General features: G+C 66.7%; 23 protein-coding genes. 14 read left to right on the forward strand and 9 right to left on the reverse strand.

Features of this window, described 5'->3' with window-relative positions; all coding sequences use genetic code 11:
• Position 1: 1 nt before the first annotated feature.
• The 3 genes from AC1PZ7_RS14885 to AC1PZ7_RS14895 are packed head-to-tail and all read left to right on the forward strand — an operon-like array spanning position 2 to position 4,598.
• Positions 2–1,099, forward strand: coding sequence for an efflux RND transporter periplasmic adaptor subunit (locus tag AC1PZ7_RS14885; protein WP_482355993.1), 1,098 nt, complete (start codon positions 2–4; stop codon positions 1,097–1,099).
• On the forward strand, positions 1,096–4,146 hold the full coding sequence (locus AC1PZ7_RS14890; RefSeq protein WP_482355994.1) for an efflux RND transporter permease subunit: 3,051 nt from the start codon (positions 1,096–1,098) through the stop codon (positions 4,144–4,146). Before AC1PZ7_RS14885 ends, AC1PZ7_RS14890 begins: the two co-directional genes overlap by 4 nt.
• A gap of 47 nt (positions 4,147–4,193) precedes the next feature.
• A complete protein-coding gene (locus tag AC1PZ7_RS14895) occupies positions 4,194–4,598 on the forward strand; it encodes a hypothetical protein (protein ID WP_482355995.1) in 405 nt (134 codons plus the stop codon).
• Here the strand turns inward: AC1PZ7_RS14895 and AC1PZ7_RS14900 are convergent.
• The 5 genes from AC1PZ7_RS14900 to AC1PZ7_RS14920 are packed head-to-tail and all read right to left on the reverse strand — an operon-like array spanning position 4,523 to position 8,989.
• Positions 4,523–5,830 carry an NAD(P)/FAD-dependent oxidoreductase gene (locus tag AC1PZ7_RS14900; RefSeq protein ID WP_482355996.1) on the reverse strand — a complete coding sequence of 436 codons (1,308 nt, stop codon included), beginning with the start codon at positions 5,828–5,830 and terminating at the stop codon, positions 4,523–4,525. The two genes, AC1PZ7_RS14895 and AC1PZ7_RS14900, sit on opposite strands and share 76 nt — an antisense overlap.
• A gap of 35 nt (positions 5,831–5,865) precedes the next feature.
• Positions 5,866–6,612 carry an amino acid ABC transporter ATP-binding protein gene (locus tag AC1PZ7_RS14905; protein ID WP_482355997.1) on the reverse strand — a complete coding sequence of 249 codons (747 nt, stop codon included), beginning with the start codon at positions 6,610–6,612 and terminating at the stop codon, positions 5,866–5,868.
• On the reverse strand, positions 6,609–7,421 hold the full coding sequence (locus AC1PZ7_RS14910; protein ID WP_482355998.1) for an amino acid ABC transporter permease: 813 nt from the start codon (positions 7,419–7,421) through the stop codon (positions 6,609–6,611). Before AC1PZ7_RS14910 ends, AC1PZ7_RS14905 begins: the two co-directional genes overlap by 4 nt.
• 1 nt (position 7,422) lies before the next feature.
• Positions 7,423–8,139, reverse strand: a complete 717-nt coding sequence (locus AC1PZ7_RS14915; RefSeq protein ID WP_482355999.1) for an amino acid ABC transporter permease — start codon at positions 8,137–8,139, stop codon at positions 7,423–7,425.
• A gap of 25 nt (positions 8,140–8,164) precedes the next feature.
• Positions 8,165–8,989, reverse strand: coding sequence for a transporter substrate-binding domain-containing protein (locus AC1PZ7_RS14920; protein ID WP_482356000.1), 825 nt, complete (start codon positions 8,987–8,989; stop codon positions 8,165–8,167).
• A gap of 198 nt (positions 8,990–9,187) precedes the next feature.
• On the opposite strand from AC1PZ7_RS14920, the gene AC1PZ7_RS14925 reads away from it, so the two are divergent.
• A complete protein-coding gene (locus AC1PZ7_RS14925; protein WP_482356001.1) occupies positions 9,188–9,952 on the forward strand; it encodes an IclR family transcriptional regulator in 765 nt (254 codons plus the stop codon).
• 9 nt (positions 9,953–9,961) lie between these two features.
• On the opposite strand, the gene AC1PZ7_RS14930 is transcribed toward AC1PZ7_RS14925, so the two are convergent.
• Positions 9,962–10,663, reverse strand: coding sequence for an SDR family NAD(P)-dependent oxidoreductase (locus AC1PZ7_RS14930; protein WP_482356002.1), 702 nt, complete (start codon positions 10,661–10,663; stop codon positions 9,962–9,964).
• Positions 10,664–10,673: 10 nt separating this feature from the next.
• On the reverse strand, positions 10,674–11,996 hold the full coding sequence (locus tag AC1PZ7_RS14935) for an NAD(P)/FAD-dependent oxidoreductase (RefSeq protein WP_482356003.1): 1,323 nt from the start codon (positions 11,994–11,996) through the stop codon (positions 10,674–10,676).
• A gap of 356 nt (positions 11,997–12,352) precedes the next feature.
• On the opposite strand from AC1PZ7_RS14935, the gene AC1PZ7_RS14940 reads away from it, so the two are divergent.
• The 3 genes from AC1PZ7_RS14940 (at position 12,353) to AC1PZ7_RS14950 (ending at position 14,200) form a co-directional block, all read left to right on the forward strand.
• Entirely contained in the window at positions 12,353–12,625 is a 273-nt protein-coding gene (locus AC1PZ7_RS14940) for a hypothetical protein (protein ID WP_482356004.1), read from the forward strand.
• A gap of 74 nt (positions 12,626–12,699) precedes the next feature.
• On the forward strand, positions 12,700–13,137 hold the full coding sequence (locus AC1PZ7_RS14945) for a universal stress protein (protein WP_482356005.1): 438 nt from the start codon (positions 12,700–12,702) through the stop codon (positions 13,135–13,137).
• Positions 13,138–13,171: 34 nt separating this feature from the next.
• Positions 13,172–14,200, forward strand: a complete 1,029-nt coding sequence (locus AC1PZ7_RS14950; protein ID WP_482356006.1) for a ribose-phosphate diphosphokinase — start codon at positions 13,172–13,174, stop codon at positions 14,198–14,200.
• Here AC1PZ7_RS14950 and AC1PZ7_RS14955 read toward each other — a convergent pair.
• Complete coding sequence (locus AC1PZ7_RS14955) at positions 14,178–15,254, reverse strand: hypothetical protein (RefSeq protein ID WP_482356007.1); 1,077 nt, start codon at positions 15,252–15,254, stop codon at positions 14,178–14,180. The two genes, AC1PZ7_RS14950 and AC1PZ7_RS14955, sit on opposite strands and share 23 nt — an antisense overlap.
• A 161-nt stretch (positions 15,255–15,415) precedes the next feature.
• On the opposite strand from AC1PZ7_RS14955, the gene AC1PZ7_RS14960 reads away from it, so the two are divergent.
• Positions 15,416–16,078, forward strand: a complete 663-nt coding sequence (locus tag AC1PZ7_RS14960; protein ID WP_482356008.1) for a phosphoribosyltransferase — start codon at positions 15,416–15,418, stop codon at positions 16,076–16,078.
• A 21-nt stretch (positions 16,079–16,099) separates the two neighbouring features.
• On the opposite strand, the gene AC1PZ7_RS14965 is transcribed toward AC1PZ7_RS14960, so the two are convergent.
• Complete coding sequence (locus AC1PZ7_RS14965; protein ID WP_482356009.1) at positions 16,100–16,993, reverse strand: LysR family transcriptional regulator; 894 nt, start codon at positions 16,991–16,993, stop codon at positions 16,100–16,102.
• Between the two features lie 105 nt (positions 16,994–17,098).
• Between AC1PZ7_RS14965 and cuyA the strand changes: the two genes are divergently transcribed.
• From cuyA to AC1PZ7_RS14995, 6 genes are all read left to right on the forward strand, one after another.
• The gene (gene cuyA / locus AC1PZ7_RS14970; protein WP_482356010.1) at positions 17,099–18,121 is read left to right on the forward strand and encodes a D-cysteate sulfo-lyase; all 1,023 of its coding nucleotides are present in this window, start codon (positions 17,099–17,101) and stop codon (positions 18,119–18,121) included.
• Positions 18,122–18,124: 3 nt separating this feature from the next.
• Positions 18,125–19,348, forward strand: coding sequence for a DegT/DnrJ/EryC1/StrS family aminotransferase (locus AC1PZ7_RS14975; protein WP_482356011.1), 1,224 nt, complete (start codon positions 18,125–18,127; stop codon positions 19,346–19,348).
• Positions 19,345–20,046, forward strand: a complete 702-nt coding sequence (cuyB, locus tag AC1PZ7_RS14980; RefSeq protein WP_482356012.1) for a cysteate racemase — start codon at positions 19,345–19,347, stop codon at positions 20,044–20,046. The genes AC1PZ7_RS14975 and cuyB overlap by 4 nt, the downstream gene beginning before the upstream one ends.
• 63 nt (positions 20,047–20,109) lie before the next feature.
• Positions 20,110–21,102, forward strand: a complete 993-nt coding sequence (gene tauA / locus AC1PZ7_RS14985; protein WP_482356013.1) for a taurine ABC transporter substrate-binding protein — start codon at positions 20,110–20,112, stop codon at positions 21,100–21,102.
• 67 nt (positions 21,103–21,169) lie between these two features.
• On the forward strand, positions 21,170–21,958 hold the full coding sequence (locus AC1PZ7_RS14990; protein ID WP_482356014.1) for a taurine ABC transporter ATP-binding protein: 789 nt from the start codon (positions 21,170–21,172) through the stop codon (positions 21,956–21,958).
• The gene (locus AC1PZ7_RS14995; RefSeq protein WP_482356015.1) at positions 21,955–22,827 is read left to right on the forward strand and encodes an ABC transporter permease subunit; all 873 of its coding nucleotides are present in this window, start codon (positions 21,955–21,957) and stop codon (positions 22,825–22,827) included. Before AC1PZ7_RS14990 ends, AC1PZ7_RS14995 begins: the two co-directional genes overlap by 4 nt.
• Positions 22,828–22,835: the final 8 nt, after the last annotated feature.

Genomic DNA, 22,835 nt, shown 5'->3' on the forward strand with positions numbered 1-22,835 from the left:
TATGGCACATCCTCATCCCGCCCGCCCGCTCATCCTGATGGCGAGCCTGATCGTGCTCACCGGCTGCGACCAGAGTTCGCCCGCCGGCGCCACCCCGCCGCGGCCGGTGAAATCCGTCATCGCCCATCCGATCGCGACCGCCAACGCCACCTTCGCCGGCGTCGTGCAGCCGCGCATCGAGACGACGCTGGGCTTCCGCACGCTGGGCCGCATCATCGCACGCCGGGTGGAGGTGGGCGACGTGATCGGCAAGGGAACGCTGGTGGCCGAGATCGATCCGCTCGCCTTGCGTCTGGCAGTGACGGCGGCGGAGGCCGATCTGCGCAATGCCGAGGCACAGCTCGAGAATGCCAGCCTGACCGACAGGCGCAAGCGCAGTCTCGCCGCCACCAATGCCGGCAGCGTCGCCGATCTCGACGCCGCCGTGCAGGGGCTGAGGTCGGCGCAGGCCAATGTGGTGCAGGCGCAGGCGAGCCTCGCCAAGGCGCGCGAGCAGCTCAGCTACACCGAGTTGCGCGCCGAATTCGACGGCGTGGTGACCGCGACCTCGGCCGAGGTAGGCCAGGTGGTCGCCTCCGGACAGGGCGTGCTCACCATGGCCCGGCTGGAGGAGCGCGACGCCGTGGTCGACATTCCCGAGCCCCAGCTCGCCCCCCTCCGGCTCGGCGCGCCCTTCGACATCTCCCTGCAACTCGACGGCGACGTGACGACGACGGGCGTGCTGCGCGAGATCGGCCCGCAGGCCGACGGCGACACCCGGATGCGCCGGGTGAAGATCGCCCTGCAGCAGGCGCCGGAGGTCTTCCGGCTCGGCTCGGTGATCCATGCGCGGGCCCGGCGCGAGGGCGCCGACGCCCCGTTCATCCCGCTGCCGGCCTCGGCGATCCTGCACCGGGACGGAGCCGACTATGTGTGGACCGTGTCGCCCGCGGATCGAAAGCTCACCCTGCGACGGGTGGAGCTCGCCGCCGCGCCGGACGACGCGGCGCATGTCCGGGTAAGGGCTGGCCTCGAGGAAGGCGACGAGGTCGCCGTCGCCGGCGTGAAGGATCTGGCCGAAGGCCAGACGGTCGGGTTCAGCCAGGGAAGCAAGCCGTGAAGAAGTTCAACCTGTCGGACTGGGCGCTCGGCCACCGCGCGCTGGTCTGGTACTTCATGCTGGTTTTCTCGGTCGCGGGAATCTTCGCCTATCTGAGCCTCGGCCGCCAAGAAGACCCGGACTTCACCATCAAGACCATGGTCATCCAGGCTCAATGGCCCGGCGCGTCAGCGGAGGAAGTGGCGCAGCAGGTGACCGACCGGATCGAGAAGAAGCTCCAGGAGCTGGAATCGCTCGATCACACCCGCAGCCTCACCACCGCCGGCCAGACCATCGTCTTCGTCGACCTGAAGTCGACCACCAAGGCCAAGGACGTGCCGTCGATCTGGTTGCGCGTGCGCAACATGATCGCCGACATCGGCTCCACCTTTCCCTCGGGGGTGGTCGGGCCGTTCTTCAACGACCGCTTCGGCGACGTCTACGGCAACATCTACGCCTTTACCAGCGACGGCCTCACCCAGCGCGAGCTGCGCGATCTGGTCGAGAGCGCCCGCACCAAGATCCTCACCGTGCCCGATGTCGGCAAGGTCGACATCGTCGGCGCGCAGGACGAGGCCATCTATCTCGAATTCTCCACCCGCAAGATCGCGGCGCTCGGCATCGACGAATCCGCCATCCTCGCCACGCTGCAGCAGCAGAACGCCGTCACCCAGTCGGGCTTCGTCCAGGCGGGGCCGGAGCGCATCGCCCTGCGCGTCGGCGGGAGGTTCATTTCCGAAGACACGCTCCGCACCATCAATCTGCGGGTGAACGATCGCTTTTTCCCGCTGACCGACGTCGCCACCATCACCCGCGGCTATGTCGATCCGCCGACCTCGATGTTCCGCTTCAACGGGCAGCCGGCGATCGGCCTCGCCATCGGCATGAAGACCGGCGGCAACCTGCTCGATTTCGGCGCGGGGCTCGACACGATGATGAGCCGCATCGTCGCCGAGCTGCCGCTTGGCGTGACGGTGGAGCGCGTTTCCGACCAACCGGCCGTGGTGGAGGAAGCCGTATCCGGCTTCACCAGGGCGCTGTTCGAGGCCATCCTGATCGTGCTGGCCATCAGCTTCATCAGCCTCGGCATGCGGGCCGGGCTGGTGGTGGCGGTCTCCATTCCGCTCGTCCTCGCCATCACCTTCGTGGCGATGCAGTATGCCGGCATCTCGCTGCAGCGCATTTCGCTCGGCGCCCTGATCATCGCGCTCGGGCTGCTCGTCGATGACGCGATGATCGCGGTCGAGATGATGGTGGCGCGCCTGGAGGTTGGCGACAGCCTGCGCAAGGCGGCCACCCATGTCTACACCTCCACCGCCTTCCCCATGCTCACTGGCACGCTGGTGACGGTGGCGAGCTTCATTCCGGTGGGGCTCAACAACAGCAACGCCGGCGAATTCACCTACACGCTGTTCGTGGTGATCGCGGTCTCTCTCATCACCTCATGGGTGGTGGCGGTGCTGTTCACCCCGCTGCTCGGCGTGGCGATCCTGCCGGAGACGATGAAGAAACATGCCGCGCACAAGGGCTGGTTCGCGGCCGGCTTCTCGCGCCTGCTGCGCCTGTGCCTGCGCTGGCGCTGGCTGACCATCCTCGCCACCCTCGCCGCCTTCGTGCTCTCGCTGGGCGGCATGTCGCTGGTCCAGCAGCAGTTCTTCCCGAATTCCGACCGGACCGAGCTGATCATCGACTGGACGCTGCCGCAGAACGCGTCGATCACCGAGACCAGCCGGCAGATGGCGCAATTCGAGCAGGAAAAGCTGCAGGGCAATCCCGACATCGGCCACTGGTCGACCTATGTCGGGCGCGGGGCTCCGCGCTTCCTTCTCTCGTTCGACGTGCAGCCCGACGACATCACCTTCGGTCAGATGGTGATCGTCACCAAGGGTCTGGAGGAACGCGACCGGTTGCGCCCGCAGCTGCAGGACTATCTGCACCGTGCCTTCTCCGGCACCGACGCCTATGTGAAGCTGCTCGACATCGGCCCTCCGGTCGGCAAGCCGGTGCAGTACCGCGTAGCCGGGCCGGACATCCAGACCGTCCGCGCCCTGGCGGGCAAGGTGGCGACCATTGTCGGCACCCACCCCTCGCTGCAGAACGTCACGTTCGACTGGAACGAACCCATCCGCGTCGTGAAGGTGGACGTGCTGCAGGACAAGGCCCGTCAGCTCGGTGTCTCCTCGCAGGACATCGCCTCCGCACTGAACGGGGTGGTGGAAGGCGAGACATCGACGCAGGTGCGCGACGACATCTATCTCGTCGACGTCATCGGCCGTGCCCAGGCCAGCGAACGGGGGTCGATCGACACGCTGCTCAACCTGCAGCTGCCGGGCAGCAACGGACAGTCCGTCCCCCTCTCCTCGGTGGCGACCTTCCGCTATGAGATCGAGCAGCCGACCATCTGGCGCCGCGACCGCGCGCCCACCATCACCATCAAGGCGGCGGTGCGCGACTCCACCCAGCCCGCCACCATCGTGGAGGCGCTGTCGGGACCGATGGCGGCGTTCGAGAAGACCCTGCCGGCCGGCTATTCCGTGCAGGTCGGCGGCGCGGTGGAGGAGAGCGCGAAATCGCAAGGTCCCATCGTCGCGGTGGCGCCGCTGATGCTCTTCATCATGGCGACGCTGCTGATGATCCAGCTGCAGAACTTCCACAGGCTGTTCCTGGTCTTCTCGGTCGCGCCGCTCGCGATCATCGGCGTCGTCGTCGCCCTGCTGGCGAGCAACGCGCCGCTGGGCTTCGTCGCCATCCTCGGCGTGCTGGCGCTGATCGGCATCCTCATCCGCAACTCGGTGATCCTGGTGGTGCAGATCGAGGAGCTGCGCCAGACCGGCACCCCCGCCTGGCAGGCGGTGATCGAGGCCACCGAGCACAGGATGCGTCCGATCATGCTGACCGCGGCGGCGGCGACGCTGTCGCTCATCCCCATCTCGCGCGAGATCTTCTGGGGCCCGATGGCCTACGCGATGATGGGCGGAATCATCGTCGGCACCATCCTGACGCTGCTCTTCCTGCCGGCGCTCTATGTGGTCTGGTTCCGGATTGCCCGCGATGAACCGGCGCACTGACCGGGCGCCCCTCTCCGCAGGCCGAGCCGTGCGACCGCATCTCGCGGATGCACGCCGGCAAGGCGCTCGTCAGCGACTCGCCCGCCACCATTATCGCGAACAAGTCCGCCGCCACGCTGGAAGAGGCGTTCATCGCCTATCTCGAAGAGGCGATCGGCGGACAGAAGACGCCTGCACCTGCCCCGGTGCAGCGTGAGGTGACGGCGGATGGAGCCGCACCGCCCCCCGTGGCTCCATCCGTCCGTCGCTTTCTCCATCCGCGCCGCATGTTCGCCTACGCAGCGCGAGGCGCTGGAACCGCAACCGGCATTCCGCGCCCCGCTGCAGCGTCGAGAATCTCGCCGGCCGCGACAGGCGGGATCCTCGACCCGTCGTATCAGCGGCGCTCGTACCAGTCCTGCAGCCGGTACCAGGCGGCGACGATCGGCACGAACCAGGGATTGCCGGAATAGAGCGGCACGGCAGCGAAGCGCTCGCGGTCGAAGGCGGTCGGGCGGTTCTGACGACCGAGGATCTTCTGTGCCGTCTGGTAGCCGAGATAGGACATCAGCGCGACGCCGTTGCCGTTGCAACCGGCCGCGAACTCGGAATTGTCCCGGCGGCCCATGTGGGCGACCTTGTCGACCGTCATGGCGACGAAACCGCTCCATGCGTGAGTGATCTTGTAGGCTTTCAGCTCCGGCCAGATCTCCGTCATCCGCTCGTAGATCGCCGGCGCCGCGTCGCGGTCCTCGCGCTCGAAGAAACCCGGGCGCGAGCCGAAGAGAATGCGGCTGCCGTCCGGGGAAGGTCGCGAGTAGATCACGTCGCGCCGCGTGTCGGAGATCATGCGGCCGCCCGGAATCAGCGTTTCGATGAGCTCGCGCGGCAGCGGCTCGGTGGCAATCTGATAGCTCTTCACCGGCACGATGCGCCGCGCGAGGTCGGGATGGCCGTCCTTGCGCGTATAGCCGTTGGTGGCGCTGACTACGTGTTCGGCGATGATGTCGCCTCGCTCGGTCGGGACGAGCTTCCGGCCGCCACCGGTGTCGCGCACCGGGCCGGCCTTGGCATGGGAGCGCAGTTTCACGCCGGCCGCCCGGGCACGTCGGCGCAGCGCCTGATGGTATTTCCCAGGATGCAGTCCACCATATTCGTCGACCACCATGCCGCCGTAAAAATAGTCCGAGCCGATCACCTGCCGCTGGTTGCCGCGATCGTAGAGATGCACTGTCACGCCAGTCTTCTCGGCAAGGATGCGGCCGTTGCGGTGGGTCGGCTCGACCATGGACCGCGCATGGGCGCCGAAGAAACGGCCCGTAATCTCCAGATCGGCGTCCAGCCCTTCTCCATTGATGAGCGTCTGCAGATAGTCGAAGGAGGAGATGCTGTCGCCGATCATGCGACTGAACAGCTCCGGGTCGATGCCCTTGATGGCGCCGCCCACCACCAGTTTCTGGCCGCTCGACACCATGCCGCCCGAGCGGGTCGAGCCACCTTCGCCGATCCGCCCGCCATCGATGACCACGACATCGAGCCCGGCGCGGGCGAGTTCGGTGGCCGCGTTGAGTCCGGCATATCCCGAGCCGATGACCACGGCATCCGCGCGGGAGGGAAGTGGGTCGAGGTCGGTCTCCGGCGCGGCAGCCTCCCACCAATAGGGTTCGGCCTTGAAGCCTTCCGCGAAAATGTCTGCTGCCGACATGGCATTGCCTTTGCTGACTGGACGAGATCGGGCGCCTAGAGCACCTGCCCGAGGAATTCGCGCGTGCGCGGGTCCTGCGGCGCGTCGAAAATCTGTGCCGGGGAGCCGCTCTCGACGATGCGGCCGTGATCGGTGAAGCAGACCCGCTCGGCCACCTCGCGCGCGAACTTCATCTCGTGCGTGACCAGGATGCAGGTCAGCCCCTCGTCGACCAACTCCCGGATGGCGGCAAGGACTTCCTTCACCGTCTCGGGATCGAGCGCCGCCGTCACCTCGTCGAACAAAATGACCTGCGGCTCCATGGCGAGCGCACGGGCGATGGCGACGCGCTGCTGCTGGCCGCCGGAAAGCTGCCCGGGATAGGCATCCGCCTTGTTGGAAAGCCGCACCTTGGCGAGCAGCCGATGGGCGCGCTCTTCGACCTCTTTCCGGTCGTGGCCGAGCACCTGCACCGGCGCCATCATGATATTCTGCAGGGCCGTGCGGTGCGGGAAAAGGTTGTATTGCTGGAACACCATCGCCACGCGGTGGCGCAGCGGGCGCATCTCCTTCTCGCTTCGCATTTTATGGACGTCGAGCTCGCCGACGCGGATGCTGCCGCTGTCGATCGGGATCAGCCCGTTGATGCAGCGCAGGATGGTCGACTTGCCCGAGCCGGAGGGGCCGATGATGCACACCGCCTCGCCGTCCTTCACGGCGAGTGAGATCCCATTCAGCACTTGGAACGAGCCGAAGCTTTTCGTCACCGCGTCGAGTTCGATCAGCGCATTGGTGCGGTTCATAGGATTTCTCCCTTGACCGACTGCTCCATCCGCCGCGCAAACAGTGCGATCGGGTAGCAATAGGCAAAAAACAGGAACAAAGTGGTGATGTAAAAATAGACGATGACCCGCTCGTTCTCCATGGCGAGAAGCGTGTTTAGCGTCGTTATGACATCCTGAATACCTGTGACCGTCGCGAGAGAAGTGGCGATCATCAGCAGGGCGTAGAGATTCATCCAGCCGGGGATCATGCGACGCAGCGCCTGCGGCAGGATGATGCGTCCATAGATGGCCATTGGCCTGTAGCCGAGCGAGCGCGCCGCCTCCCACTGGCCGGAATGGATCGACTGCACCGCGCCGCGGATGATCTCGGCGAAGTTCGCCGCGGTCGGCAGGGCGAGGCCGATCACCGCCTTCGCGAAGGCGGGCACGGCGATGCTCACGCCGAACAGCCGCACGTTGAACGGGATGATGTAGAGCATCGCGAACAGCAGGACGAGCCAGGGCGAGTTGCGCAGGAAATTCATGACGAAGAAGCAGGGCAGACGGATGAGCCGGCTCTTCGCCATCATGCCGAAGGCCAGCAGCGTGCCCATCACCGCGGCCAGCGCCATGGAGCCGAGGCCGAGGAAGATGTTGAGCGCGAACCCGCCGGTGAGCGGCCAGCCGGAGCCGCTGCCGGTGAGCAGCAGCGGCAGGCGCAGCCACACACGCTGCCAGTTCGCCGCGCCGCCCGAGAGCGCATCGGCGGCAAGCCAGCCGATGAGCGCCAGCACGATGGCAAGCTGAACCGCACGCTTCTTCTCGTGATAGGTCAGAGGCCACTGCATCTCAGTGCCCCTTGCCGTAACCGGGAAAGGCGAGCGCGTGCTCGATGCGCGACATGCCCCAGGACAGGACGCTCACCAGCGACACGTAGATCAACAGCACCAGAAGCATCACCTCGGCGGTGCGGAACGTGTCGTTGTAGATCTGGCCCGCGTAATACATCAGTTCCGGCACGGTAATGACCGAGGCTTGCGACGTGGTCTTGAACAGGTTGGTGAGAATGTTGGTCAGCGCCGGGAGGCAGATGCGGCTGGCGATCGGCGCCTCGATGCGCCGGAAGCGGCCCCAGCGGCTGTAGCCGAGCGAGCGTGCCGCCTCGGTGACCGAGCGCGGCAGACTCTCAAGGCCCGAACGAAAGGCCTCGATGCACAGCGCGCCGCCGAAGAGGCTCAACGACACCAGCGCGCAGTCGAAGGCCGAGAGCAGCGGCACGCTCAATCCCGTGGCCGGATCGGTCACGCGCAGCCCGATGGTGCTGAGCGTGAAATAGAAGAACAGCATCTGCAACAGCGGCGGGGTGTTGCGGAACAGTTCGACGAACAGCTCGATCAGCGCATCGAGCCAGGCGATCCGCAGGCTGAGGGCCAGCGCCCCGAAGGCACCGATGAGGATGGCGAACGCCGAGGAGGCGAGCGCCAGTCCGATGGTGGTAAGCGTCCCGCGGAGCAGCCAGCCCTGGTAGACCGGGTCGCTCAGCCAGGAATAATCGAGACCAAACAAAGCGATGGCTCCGCGGAACCTGGGATCACGGCTTCTGTTTCGCGGCGGCCGCCTTGGCACGCTCGGCGATGTACTTCGAGTGCGGCATGGCGTAGGTGGTTTCCCACTCGATCAGCTTGCCCTCAGCCTCGGCCTTGGTGATCGCCTTGTTCACCGCATCGCGGAGCGCCTCGTCGTCCTTGCGGATGCCGGCGGCCTGCGGGATGTACTCGTAGGGGTCGACGGCGATCTTGTAGTCCGTCCATTCGGCATCTTCGGTCTTCTTGCGCAGCGTCATGTCGTCGAAGACGAAGCCGGCGCAACGGTTGTCCTTCAGCGCCCTGTAGGCTTCCGGCTGCGTCTTGAACGCGGTCAGCTGGATGCCGAGATCCTCGGTCAGGTGCTTGTTGTAGTAAGACCCCTGAATGCCGCACAGGGTGAGGCCCTTAAGGTCCTCCCACTTGGCGAAGGTCGCTGCCTTGGGGGCGATGACCGACGGGCCGGGGGCGGAGACGTAGTATTCGGAGAAGTCGATCACCTTACCGCGCTCGGCAGTGACGCCGAGGGTCGCCAGGATGATGTCGATCCGGCCGGAGTTCAGGAACTCGATGCGGTTGGCGGCGACCACGGGGACCAGCTCGACCTTGCCCTCGGGACCGAGCAGTTCCTTGGCGACATACTTGCCGAGGTCGACCTCGAAGCCGACGATCTCGCCCTTGTCGTTCAGGAAGCCGTAAGGCGGATAATCGTTCTTCACGCCGATGGTGAGCGTGCCCTTGGCCTTGACGTCGGCAAGGGTATCGGCGCCAGCCGCGGTGATTCCCAATGCCACGACGAGCGAGGTGGCGATGGTCAGGATGGAAGTTCTCACGTTACGTCCCTCTGGTTCTGGTTGAGCCTTACGTCGCGTGGTGCAGAGGATCGCAGCGGGCGGAGAGCCCGCCGCACCTGCTGGCCTGACTAAAAATCCGACCGAACCCTCGTCTGCTTGTTTTTTGAACATTGATTATCAGAACTTCTCACACTACAAGCTCCGTATTGAGTTTTTATCATTATATGGAATTACTGAATGGCGACTTCCACGGCAGGAGGGGCTCAGCTTCTGGACCGCGCGGCGCTTCTTCTCGAGCTGATCGCCGATGGCACCCCGGAAGGAGCCACTCTCAAGGAACTGGTGGAGCGCTCGGGTCTCAACACGGCGACTTGCCACCGCATCCTCAACACACTGGTCGGGCATCGGCTGCTGGCCCGCGACGACAAGCGCAAACGCTACCGGCTGGGGGCCAAGATGTTCATCTATGGCGCCCGCGCCGCGCGTGGACCCGGGCTCATCAGCCGCTGCGAGATGAGCCTGTCGCGGCTGCGCAAGAAGACCGGCGAGACCACCCATCTGATGGCGCGCCACAACCACGATTCCCTCTGCCTCGATCGCCGCGACGGGGAATGCGTAGTGCAGACGCTCACCGGCTCGATCGGCGGCTCGGTGCCGCTCGGTGCCGGACCGGGCGGCGTTGCCATGCTGGCCTTTCTCGACCGCGAGGAGCAGGAATTCATCCTGCGCGCCAACGAACCACGCTTCGCCGGCTTCCGCGATCTCACCACCGACAAGGTGTGGCGGCTGATCGAGGAGACGCGAGAGCGCGGTTACGCCGTCGACATCGGCGAGCTCATTCCCGGCATTGCCGGCGTCGCCATGGCGATCCTCGACGAGGCCGGCGTGCCCGTCGCCTCGCTCGGCTTCACCTTCCTGTGCGCCAAGATCGTGCCCGGCTTCGTGGAGACCTACGCAGCGCTGCTGCGCGCCGAGATCGACCTGATCGAGAACCGCAACTGAACGCCGGGATCAGAACGACTCCTCCAGCGTCCAGTTGACCGCGAATTCGGCGACGCTCGACGTGTTCGGCAGGTCGATCAGGAAGCGGATGGCGCGGCCGATGTCGGCCGGGTCGGTCAGCTCCTCGGGCGCGCGCGTGGTGAGTGGCAGCCCCATGTCGGTGGCGACGAAGCCGGGGCACACCGCCGTCGCGCGGATGCCGAGTTCGAAGCCGGTGTGGCGGATCGCATGGGCGAGGCCCGTGGCGGCGAATTTCGACACCGAGTAAAGGCTGGACACCGCCGATTTCACCCGCTTGCCGGAGAGCGAGGAGACGATGATCACCCGTCCGCGCCCGCTGGCCGCGAGGTCGTCCCAGGCCGCCTTGGCGAGCCGTCGTGGCGCGGCGACATGCACCTCCATCAGCCGGGCGAGTTCCTCGTCCTCGGCGGCGATCACGTCCTTGCGGATCATGATGCCGGCATTGGCCACCACCGCGTCGATGCGTCCGAAGCGCGCCCGGACCTCGTCTGTCCAACGTTCGGCCGCGGCGGGATCGGTCGCCTCATAGGCGCAGGCCTGCACCTGCCCGGGGCCCTCCGCCGCCCAGTCGGGCAGAGCGGGTGCACGCATGCCGAGCGAGACGTTCCATCCGGCCTGCATCATCACGCGACCGGTGGCCGCACCGATGCCGCGTCCGCCACCGGAAATGAGAACGGTACGTGTGGTCATGACGATCCTCTCAGGCGTGTGGCGGCAGTTCGGCGCCCTCGCGCCGCGCTGCGCGCGTGTCGGCATAGCGGAAATAGCGCAGCCGCAGCTTCGGCGCGTAGTTCATGTAGAAGGGGGCGGCCTTCAGCGGCTCGATACGCAGAGACAGGTCCTTCTCCGGCACACCCATCGCCCATTCGGACAGGATGCCGCCAAGCATGGAGCCGGTCGGCACGCCACGGCCGGACAGGCCGGTCAGTGCCACCACGCCCGGCGCGAGGCCGTAGAGGCGCGGCACGGTGCGCACCTGCATGTCGAGCTCGCCGTACCAGAAGTACTCCCAGCGGATCGGCTCCTTGATCTGCGGGTGCAGCCATTTCAACCGGTCGGCCATCACCTGGTGGGTGTAGGCCATGTCGGCGCCACGCGCGCCCATCGGGAACATGGAGGCGACGATGCGACCCTCGGCATTGTGCTTGTAGACATAGATGTCGCCGCGCCCGTCATGCATCGTCGTGTTCTGCGGCAGCACGCTCCTGCGCAGCTCTGGGTCGAGCGGCTGGGTGGCGCAGACGAAGACCTTAAGGATCTTGAAGCTGCGGTCGAGCTTGGGCCACGCCTTCACCGTATAGGCGCCGGTGGCGAAAACGACCTTGTCGGCGACCACTTCGCCGCGCGGCGTCTTCACCTTCCAGCGCAGACCCTCGGGCTCGACGTCCTCGGCCGGCGAACCGGTGTAGAGCGCGCCGCCCTCCTGCATGACCGCGCGGGCAAGGCCGCGTGCATAGCCGAGCGGATTCATGTGGCCGGCCTCCTCGTGAAGCCAGCCGCCATAGAAGCGCGGGCTGCCGGTGAGCGCCTCGACCTCGTCGCGGCCGAGCAGCCGGGTGCGGGCGCCGACGGCGTTGTACTGGTCGACCTTGCCTTTCAGCACCTCGACCGCGCCGGGGCGCAGGGCCCCCATGACATAGCCGTTCTGCTGCCATTCGCAGTCGATCCGGTAGTCGCGGATCATTGCCGCCACGCGGTCGTTCGCCCGCGTCTGGCGATGAATCAGCCGCTCGGCCCAGGGCTCGCCGAGGATCTTCCGCAGCGCCGGCAGGCTGTAATAGCTGAAGGTCGGCGTGCAATGGCCGGCATTGCGGCCGGAACCGCCAAAGCCGGCCTCCTCGGCCTCCAGCAGCACGACTTTCACCCCCTGCCGGGCGAGTTCGAGCGCCGTCGTCAGGCCACTGAACCCAGCCCCAACGACGCAGACATCGGCGCTGACGCGGCCCTCCAGAGGCAGCGTCCGAGGCGCTGGCGCGGCCGTGGCGTACCAGAGCGTGGTGGCGAAGGGGGAGAATTTGCTCATCGTCTTCCCTGCTGGGGCAGGCTCCGAAATCCGCGGGATAACGGCAGCCGACCACGCCGCCGGCAGAGACGTCAATATTCTTTCACAATGAGAATTCCATATACTGATATTCTCACATATTGATAATTTTTGAATTGGCGTGCTGTCCTGGAGCGCGGCGGAGAGAAGCCGACAGGAGCGCACCAGATCAGGCCGGCGATAGGCGCCACGCTCGCTCACGCCCACCGCGCGCTCAAACCGAAATGATCGGCCCGACCGTCAACTGGTGATATGGTAAGACCAATCCGGCTACTTAGCCGGGAACAGGTAAATGCCATGGCTGACACGCGACTGAGCTTGTCGGATTCATTGTCCGCTTGTCGGCGGAAGCCTTCGCGGCGTCGCGCCGGAGCGGCGCGTGTGTGGCCGCCCGTCGACCTGACATCGAGCGGCTGGCCCAAGCGGCAATCGGTGCGGCGCCTGGTTCCACCTCGGACAACCGCGCCAAGATCTTCGAGGTCAGGGTGAATGAAAGCCTGGTCATTCGCGGAGGACGAGCGAACACCTTCCGTAAACAGGAGTTCATCCGGCATGCGGCGATGACGACGGCCGTCGTTTCAGTGGTCGACGACCGGGTGCAGGCAATGTGAGACGCCACCTCATCATCCGTGCGGGGGCGAATTGACGGGGCAACCACCATGACCCCGTGTCAAGGGAGAGCGCTATGTACAGCCACATCCTCATTCCCACCGACGGTTCGGCGCTATCGACCGTCGCTCTGGACAAGAGCCTGGCCTTCGCCCGGGATGCCGGCGCCAAGGTGACGGTTCTGACCGTGGTGGAACCGTTTCACGTCTTCACCGCGTCGCCGGACCAGCTGGAGACCACGCGCGGCGACTATGAGCGCGAAGCACGGGAGCAGGCAGCGGGCTATCTCACCCACGCCGAACTCCAGGCCAAGACGTTTGGCGTGCCCTGCGACGTCATTCAGCTCGACAGCGACAATCCCTATCAGGCCATCATCGACACGGCCGCGCGGAAGGGATGCGATCTGATCGCCATGGCCTCGCATGGTCGGCGCGGCATCACCGCGCTCGTCCTGGGCAGCGAAACCGTCAAGGTGCTCACTCATTCGAGTTTACCGGTGCTGGTCTATAGATGATGAGATGCCAGCCTCGCCCGTTCCCGGGGGGCCGATGATCGTCCCTTCCGTCGGCGCACTGCCGCTCGTCCATCCGGCCAATGGCGGGCACGTGCGCCTGTTCGCCCTGGCTGGAACCGATGCGCTCGGCAGATCCATCGCCCAACGGCTCGCCATCCCGCTCAATGCCCATGAGGAGCGCGATTTCGAGGACGGTGAGCATAAGGCACGCCCGCTCGATCCGGTTGCTGGCGCGGACGTCTATGTCGTGCACAGCCTTCACGGAGGGCCGGACAAGAGTGCCAACGACAAATTATGCCGCCTCCTCTTCTTCATTGGTGCGCTGAAGGATGCCGGAGCGGCGCGCGTGACGGCGGTCGTGCCTTATCTGTGCTATGCGAGGAAGGACCGGCGAACCAAGCCGAACGATCCCGTCACGACGCGATACGTCGCGGCGCTGTTCGAAGCGATGGGCGCCGATGCGGTGGTCACCCTCGAGGTCCACAATGAGACCGCCTTCGAAAATGCGTTCCGCTGCCGGGCGGTCGCCCTGAGCGCGGCGCCAATGCTGATCGGACGGATCGTCGAGGTGGTCGCCGACGAGCCTCTCTGCGTCGTCTCGCCGGATCTCGGCGGCGGCAAGCGGGCGGAACTGCTGCGGGAAGCCCTCGAAGCAGCCATCGGGCGTCCCGTGGGCAAGGCGTTCGCCGAAAAGCACCGGAGCGCCGGGGTCGTCTCCGGGGACCTGTTCGTGGGAGACGTCGAGGGCGCCACCTGCCTCGTCGTCGACGACCTCATCAGCACCGGCGGAACATTGGTGCGGGCGGCCCGTGCCGCGCGCAAGGGTGGCGCCCGCCGGGTAATCGCCTGCGTCGCCCATGGCCTGTTCATGCCGGGCGCCGAGACGGCCCTCGCCGACCCGGTCATCGAGCGCATTCTCTGCACCGACACGGTGCCGCCGTTTCGCCTCCCCGAAGGACCGGTGCGCGACAAGCTCGACATCATTCCCGCTGCCCCACTTCTTGCCGAGGCGATCCGGCGCCTCCACGGCAACGAGCCGCTCACCGACCTCCTGGTTTATTGAGAATGCGCTCAAGCCGTTTGGCGTCGGTGGCGGCAAGGTGCAGATAGGCCCGCGCCTGGCGCGGCCACTTCTCCGGCGTTCGCGGCTTCGCGTCGAGCAGATGGGCGATGGACAGGCGCGCGCGCAGCATGGCGCGCTGGATGCGATAGAAGAGAAACAGGCCGCTCGCCCGCTCGTCGCCGAGCATCGCCGCGAGACGCCGCCTGATCCGTTCTCCCACCCATCCCGCTCCCAGGCGCTCGCATTCCAGATGCAGGAAGGCCACTTCGTCCAGTGCATCGAGCGTTCTCAGCTTCGGATCGAATTCGAGACAGTCGATGATGGTCACGCGATCGCCCAGCCAGACATGCTCCGGTCGAAGATCGCCGTGAGCGTCGAGGATGCGGTTCTCGCGCACACGCTTGAGAAGCAGTTCGGAGCGTTCGGCGAAAAATCTGCGTTGAACCGCCGCGATGCGCCCGATGCAGCCTTGCGCGAGCCCGAAGCGGGCGTTCGACAGCATGCGCCGATCGTACTCTACCGACCGGACCCAATCCGTCAGATGGCGCGCGGGCGGAACATGGATGCGGCGGGCGTGGCGGTAGAATGCCTTCAGCGTCGCGGCCAGCCTGTCGACCTGAACGGTGCTGAGCCGATGCGCGAGCAATGACGCCTCGAGATTGGCATCCGCGTCGAGCCTGCGCATGACCACCAGCCAGTCCACCACCGCGCCGTCGCCGCCGATGGCGAGACCGGACGGCGAACGGGTAAGGGGAGCGAGGCCGAGATACACGTCGGGAGCGAGCCGGCGGTTCAGCACATATTCCGCGCGGCACGCCGCCGCCCGGCGTTCCAACGTGGAGAAATCGAGATACGGAAAACGGACCGGCTTCTTGAGCTTGTAAACCCGGTCGTCGGTCATAAACACCCAGGACATATGGGTTTCCCGGGTCTCCACGGGCTGGACGACACAGGAATAGGCCGCAGGACTGCTGAGAAAACGGACTTTCTCCGCGAGGCCGATCGGATGTCGAGGAGCAAAGACCGTGTGGGCGACGTCCGTCTGCTTTGACATTCGCGCAGCCTATGCGGGCGAGGAGAATGACAATTGATGCCGGTCAACGAATTGGGGGTGAATTCGTCGAATATACCCTATCTCCAAGGGGCGGGAACAATACGTGGTGCGGCCGCTGGCCGGGCATTCCCGGCACCTCGGCCGTGAGAGGGAACAGCGCGATGGGCTTCTCGGACCGGACGGACGCTGGCCGCAGGCTCGCCGCGGCCCTGTCCGCTTACCAGGGACAGCATCTGGTGGTCCTCGCTCTGCCACGCGGCGGGGTCCCGGTCGGAGCAGAAGTCGCCCGGGCGCTGGATGGCACGCTCGACCTCGCCTTCGTCCGCAAGATCGGCGTGCCTGCGCAGCCCGAACTGGCCATGGGTGCGGTGGCCGAGGGCGACGAGCCGGTCGTCGTGCGCAATGAGAGCGTCATTCAACGCGCCGGCGTGACGGACGCCGCGTTCGAGGCGATCTGCGCCGGAGAACTTGCCGAAATCGACCGCCGACGGCAGCGCTATATGGGCGCGCGCACTCGCGCCGACATCGCCGGGAAAGTGGTCATCGTCGTCGATGACGGCATCGCCACCGGGGCCACCATGAAGGCCGCCCTGCGGGCGATACGCCGGCGCGGGCCGAAAGAACTTATACTCGCCGTCCCCGTCGCGCCGGCGGACGCGATCGACGAGCTGCGCGGAGAGGTCGACGCCCTGATATCCCTGGACTCGCCGGCCGTGCTCGATGCCATCGGCTGCTTCTATGATGATTTCCATCAGGTGAGCGATGAGGAGGTCGTCGCCATGCTCGCCCGTTTTCCGGCCGGATCGCGCAACCCGGCGGACTGATACGGCCGCCATCTGCGCCTCTCACATGGCGCGCATCTTCTCCCACACGGTCTTCTCGACATGGGAGGCTTGCCCGGCGAGCCGGACGGCCGTCACGTCGAGTTCGCAGCGCGGCAGGCTGCCCGACAGATCCACCAGATCGCCCGCCTCGATCCGCCCACGCGCCAGCGAGGTCGGCACCCACGCCACGCCGATGCCGCTGGCGGCCAGTTCGAGCGCCGCCAATGTCAGCGCGGTCTCCACCATGGGGATCATCCGCGCCGCACCGTGGATCTCCGGCATCACGATGCGATCGAGCACCTCGCCGAGGAAGACGTCCGGCGGGTAGGCGATGAAAGGCAGCTCGCCATGCGCGAAACGCTCGTTCAGCCGGCCGGCCTGCGAATGTGCGAAGACCGGGATGAGCTGGTCGCTGCCGATGCTGATCGTCTCGATATAGGTGGCGGCGATGGGGTGCTCCTCGCCGACGACCCGATACACCACCGCTATGTCCGCCTGCCGCGACAGCAGAAAAGCGAAGCACTCGTCGAGATTGGCCGATCTCAGCTTGAGAAAGATCTCCCTGTTCTCGGCCTGGATCACGTCGATGAAACGCGGCGCCCATGACGCCGTCAGCGCGTGCTGGCTGGCGAGCACCAGCCGGTTTCCCGCCGTCCGGTCGCCTCGGCGCAGATCGTCGGTGAGCTGGCGCAGCGTGCGGGCGAGGCGGGCGATCTGGTCGCGCTGCTCGGCCGTGGTCGGGCGCAGTTGGACCGGCTTGCGCGAGCGATCGAACAGCGCCACCCCGACATGGTCCTCGATGTGCTGCACGCGCCGCGAAAACGCCGATTGCGTGAGGCGCCGGCGCTCGGCCGCTTCGCTGAACGAGCCGGTCTCGGCTACCGCGAGAATATCCTCCAGCCACTCAAGCCTCATCGCCCTCTCCAATATGCAGAAATTGCATCTTAAGTGAATAATTTCGAATTTGAACTGGCATTCCCGATTTGCAAACATCGAAATACGCAAGTTGAGGATTGTCCCATGCATCTCGCCCGTTTCCCCCGCATCCGTCTCGCGCACCTCCCGACACCGCTGGAGCGGCTGGATCGGCTGAGCCAGGAACTCGGGGGACCGGAGATCTGGATCAAGCGCGACGACTGCACCGGGCTCTCGACCGGCGGCAACAAGACCCGCAAGCTGGAATTCCTGATGGCCGAGGCGCTCGCCCAGGGCGCCGACACGGTGATGACGCAGGGCGCCACCCAGTCGAACCACGCCCGCCAGACCGCCGCCTTCGCCGCCAAGCTCGGCCTCGCCTGCCACCTGCTGCTCGAGGACCGCACCGGCTCCAACGACCCCAACTACAAGACCAACGGCAATGTGCTGCTCGACCATCTGCATGGCGCCACCACCGAGACGCGCGCCGGCGGCCTCGACATGAATGCCGAGATGGAGAAGGTCGCCGAGCGGATGCGCGGAGAAGGCCGCACGGTCTATACGATCCCCGGCGGCGGCTCCAACCCGACCGGCGCGCTCGGCTACGCCAATTGCGCGCTGGAGTTGATCGGCCAGGCCAACGATATCGGCCTCGCCATCGACCACATCGTCACCGCCACCGGCAGCGCCGGCACGCAGGCGGGGCTCATCGTCGGCCTCAAGGCCATCAATGCCGGCGTGCCGCTGCTCGGCATCGGGGTGCGCGCGCCCAAGCAAAAGCAGGAGGAGAGCGTCTTCGCCCTCGCCGAGCGCACGGCGGAGAAGCTCGGCTGCCCCGGCGTCGTCCGGCGTGAAGACGTGGTGGCGGACAGCAGCTATGTCGGGCGCGGCTATGGCATTCCCGGACCCGACACGCTGGAGGCCATCCGCATGTTCGCCGAGCTGGAAGGCATCCTTCTCGACCCGGTCTATTCGGGCAAGGGTGCGGCCGGTCTCATCGACCATGTGCGCAAGGGCGTCTTCAAGCAGGGCGAGCGCATCGTCTTCATCCACACCGGCGGCTCGGCGGCGCTGTTCGGCTACGACGCCTATTTCGCCGAAGACCAATCCGCGCACGCGACGGCCTGAACCATGCGACCGCCTCGCTTCACCGGCAGTTTCACGCAGCAACCTCCCCTTCCGGAGGATGCCATCGCTGCCGCCCTGGCGGTGATGCGCTCCGGCCGGCTGCACCGCTACAACGTCGCCCCTGGCGAAGTGTCGGAAGCCGCCCGGTTGGAGGAGGAATTCGCCCGCTGGCAGGGCGCGCGCTATTGCCTCGCCCTCGCCTCCGGCGGGCAGGCGATGCAGATCGCCCTGCGCGCCGCGTGCGTGCAACCCGGCGAGCCGGTGCTCACCAATGCCTTCACGCTGGCGCCGGTGCCGGGGGCGATCGCCGCCATCGGAGCGACGCCGGTCCTTGTCGAGACCACGGACGACCTCGTGATCGACCTCGACGATCTCGCGGCCAAGGCGCGCCGCTCGGGCGCGCGCGTGCTTCTACTGTCGCACATGCGCGGGCATCTGTGCGACATGGATCGTCTTTCGGCGCTGGCGCGCGACATGGGCCTGCGCGTCATCGAGGACTGCGCCCACACCATGGGCGCGACATGGAACGGCCGAAAATCCGGTTCGCACGGCCTCGCCGCCTGCTTCAGCACCCAGACCTACAAGCACCTCAATTCCGGCGAGGGCGGGCTGCTGACCTCCGACGACGCCGAACTGATGGCCCGCGCCGTGCTGCTTTCCGGCTCCTACATGCTCTATGAGCGCCACGGCGCGGCGCCTTCTCCCGACATCTTCGCCCGGGTACGGCTCGCCGTCCCCAACATGTCGGCCCGCATGGACAATGCGCGCGCCGCCATGCTGCGGCCGCAGCTCGCCCGCCTCGACGCCAGTATCGAGGCATGGAACCAGCGCTACGACCGCATCGCCGCCGCGCTCGGCGCGCACCCGGCGATCCGTCTGCCGGCGCGGCCGCCGCAGGAAAGCTATGTCGGCTCCTCGATCCAGTTCCGGGTGCCGGAGCTTCGCGCCGGCGCCGCGGCGGATTTCCTGCACGCGACGATGGAGCGGGGCGTCGAGCTGAAATGGTTCGGCGCGGCCGAGCCCATCGGCTTCACCTCGGCGCACGCCTGCTGGCGCTACATCGCCGCGCAGGACCTGCCGCAGACCGACCAGGTGCTGGCCACGCTGTTCGACATGCGCATCCCGCTCACCTTCTCTCTCGACGATTGCGAGCTCATCGCCACGCATATTCTCGGCGCCCTGTCCGAGACCATGTCATGCGCGACCGCGACGGGGGCCAAACCATGATGCCGCGCCGGGTCGGAATACTGGGCGGCATGGGCCCTCAGGCGACGGTCCTGCTGATGAGCAAGGTCATCGCGGCGGTACCCGCGACCGATGACCGCGACCATGTCCCGCTGATCGTCGACCAGAACCCTCAGGTGCCCTCCCGCATCGCCCGGCTGATCGAGGGGATCGGGGAAGATCCCGCGCCAGTGCTGGTCGCGATGGCGCAGCGACTGGAGGCGGCGGGGGCGCAGGCGCTCGCCATGCCCTGCAACACCGCGCACCATTTCGCCGCGACCATCGCCGCCGCGGTGGACATTCCCTTCATCGACATGGTGGCGCTGTCGGTCGCCCGCGCCCGCCGGCTGGCCGGCGCCTCGGGTCGCATCGGCATTCTGGCCTCTCCGGCCATCCGCCGCATCGGCCTGTTCGACGCGCCCCTCGCGCAGGCGGGCCTGACTGCGGCCTATCCGGCCGACGCGGACGCACTGCTCGACGCCATTCGTCGCATCAAGGCGACGGGCGTCGACGCCCAGTCGCGCGAGGCCTTCCATCGCGCCTCGGCGGCGCTGCTGGCCGACGGCGCGACGGTCCAGATGATCGCCTGCACCGAGTTCTCGCTCGTCGCCGACAGCCACGCCGCCGGCGTCGAGGCTTTCGACACGCTCGACGTGCTGGTGGACGCCATCCTCGACTTCTCGCTCACGCGGGAACCTTGAGAAACCAGGGGCCCAAAGAAAGCCCGCCGACCAACAACAGACCTGACAGAGGAGTACCGTGACATGAACAGGACGATGCGAAGCCTCGTCGCCGGCGCCATGGCGCTCGCCCTCTCCGCCGGCGGCGCGCTGGCGGACAAGATCGTGATCGGCCATTTCGGCAATCCGACCCCGATGCAGGTGGCGCGGGCCGAGGGTCTGTTCGAGAAGGCGACCGGCTGGGAGATCGAATGGCGCAAATTCGCCTCCGGCGCCGAGATCATCGCCGCCATGGCCTCCGGCGACGTGAAGGTCTCCGAGCTCGGCTCGTCGCCGATGACGATCGCCATGAGCCACGGCGTGGACATCCAGATGTTCATGCTCGCCATCGTCATCGGCAAGGCCGAGAGCCTCATCGCCCGCGACGGCACCGGCATCGCCAGCGTTGCCGACCTGAGGGGCAAGCGCGTCGCCGTCCCGATCGGCTCGACCGCGCATTTCTCGCTGATGGGCGCGCTCCAGCATGAGAAGGTTCCGGTCGGCGAGGTGAAGATCATGGGCATGACGCCCGACCAGATCGCCGCCGCCTGGGAACAGGGCGCGATCGACGCGGCCTTCGTCTGGGAGCCGGCACAGAGCCGGATCATGAAGACCGGCAAGCGCGTTCTCGGCGCCGACACCACCGCCGAATGGGGTTTCCCGACCTTCGACGGCTGGGTCGTCGACAAGGAGTTCGCCGCCAAGAACGCCAAGGGCATGGCCGCCTTCGCCAAGGTCGCCGACGAGGCGAATGCCGCCTACCTCGCCAACCCCGCCGCATGGACGGCCGACAGCTCGCAGGTGCAGACCATCGCCAAGATGACCGGCGCCTCGGCTGCGGAAGTCCCCGAGACGATGAAGGGCTACACCTTCGTGCCGCTTGCCGAGCAGCTAAGCGACAAATGGCTGGGCAGCGCGCCGGCGACGCTAAAGGCGACCGCCGAGTTCCTCAAGGCGGCCGGCCGTATCGAAAAGGTCGCCGACAGCTATGCTCCCTTCGTGAACACCTCGATCGCCAAGGCCGCCACGGCCAAGTGAGGATCGGCGAGAACGTGGCGGGCGTGCCGGTCGGCGTCGCCCGCCCCTGCCGCGCGGGAGCATGACCATGGCGCTTATCATCGACGACGTGTCCGTCGTCTATCCGGCCGCGAACGGCCACCCGCCCGTAGAGGCTCTGCGCAGGATCGACCTGACGGTCGCGAACAACGACTTTGTCGTCGCGCTCGGCGCCTCGGGGTGCGGCAAGTCTACCCTGCTGAATCTGCTCGCCGGCTTTCTGTCGCCGAGCTCGGGCTCGATCCGCCTCGACGGGGCGGACGTCAACGGGCCGGGAGCCGACCGCTCGGTGGTGTTCCAGAAGCATGCGCTGATGCCCTGGCTCAACGTCCTCGACAATGTCGCCTTCGGGCTGCAGATGCAGGGCGTGCCCCGCGCGGAACGCTACGCCACGGCGGAGAAGTTCATCGCCCTGCTCGGGCTCGATGGTTTCCAGACATCGCCGGTCTACCAGCTCTCCGGCGGCATGCAGCAGCGCGTCGGCATCGCCCGCGCGCTGACCTGCGACCCGCGTGTGCTGCTGATGGACGAGCCGCTCGGCGCGCTCGATGCGCTGACCCGCGAGAAGGCGCAGGAACTGATCCTGCGGGTGTGGAGCAGCACCCACCAATCGGTGTTCTTCATCACCCACGACGTGGAGGAGGCCCTCTTCATGGGCACGCGTCTCATCGTGATGTCGCCACGCCCGGGCCGCATCGCCCATCGCTTCGATCTGCCGTTCTCGCGGCGCTTCCTCGACGGCGCAGCCGCACGCGAGGTCAAGGCCTCGCCCGATTTCATCGCGCTGCGCGAACAGGTGCTGCGCATCATCTTCGCCGACGAGGAAGCTGCGGCATGAGCACGTCCCCCGACACCAAGCGCCCCCCTCGCGCGGCCGGACGGTTCGCCGCGCTGCGCAGGGGCCGCTCCGCGAAGCCCGGCGAAGCCTATGGCGTGCCGGGACAGGGCGAGACGCTGTGGCTCTCGGCGCTTTCGATCGGACTTCTCATCTTCGTCTGGTGGCTTGTCACCGAGATGGGCTGGATCAAGCCGCTGTTCCTGCCCTCACCGGGCGCGGTGGTGCAGAAATTCCTCGACGTCGCGCGCGACGGCTTCACCAACACGCCGTTCTGGCAGCACATCGTGATTTCCGCCGGACGGGTCTTCGGCGCGTTCCTGCTTGCCTGCCTGGTCGGCATTCCGCTCGGGCTGGCCATGGGCATGAGCCCGGCGATCCGCGGCATTCTCGACCCGCCGATCGAGTTCTACCGGCCGATCCCGCCCCTCGCCTATCTGCCGCTGATGATCATCTGGTTCGGCATCGGCGAGCTGTCGAAGATCCTGCTGATCTTCCTCAGCGTCTTCGCGCCGGTGGCGCTCGGCGCGCGGGCGGGGGTGAAATCGGCGGCGATCGAGCAGATCCACGCCGCCTACTCGTTCGGCGCCTCGCGCTGGAAGGTGCTGCGCTATGTGATCCTGCCCGCCTCGCTGCCGGAAATCCTTACCGCCATGCGCATCGGCATCGGCTTCGGCTGGACCACGCTGGTCGCCGCCGAGATGATCGCCGCCACCGAGGGGCTCGGCTACATGGTGCTCTCCGCCAGCCAGTTCCTGCAGACCTCCACCGTCATCATGGGCATCGTGGTGATCGCCGCTATCGCCTACCTCTTCGACATGCTGATGCGCCTGATCGAGCGCAGGATTGTGCCCTGGAAGGGCAAGATGTGAGCATTGCC

The organism is Ancylobacter sp. TW_SC_1 (assembly GCF_056836805.1).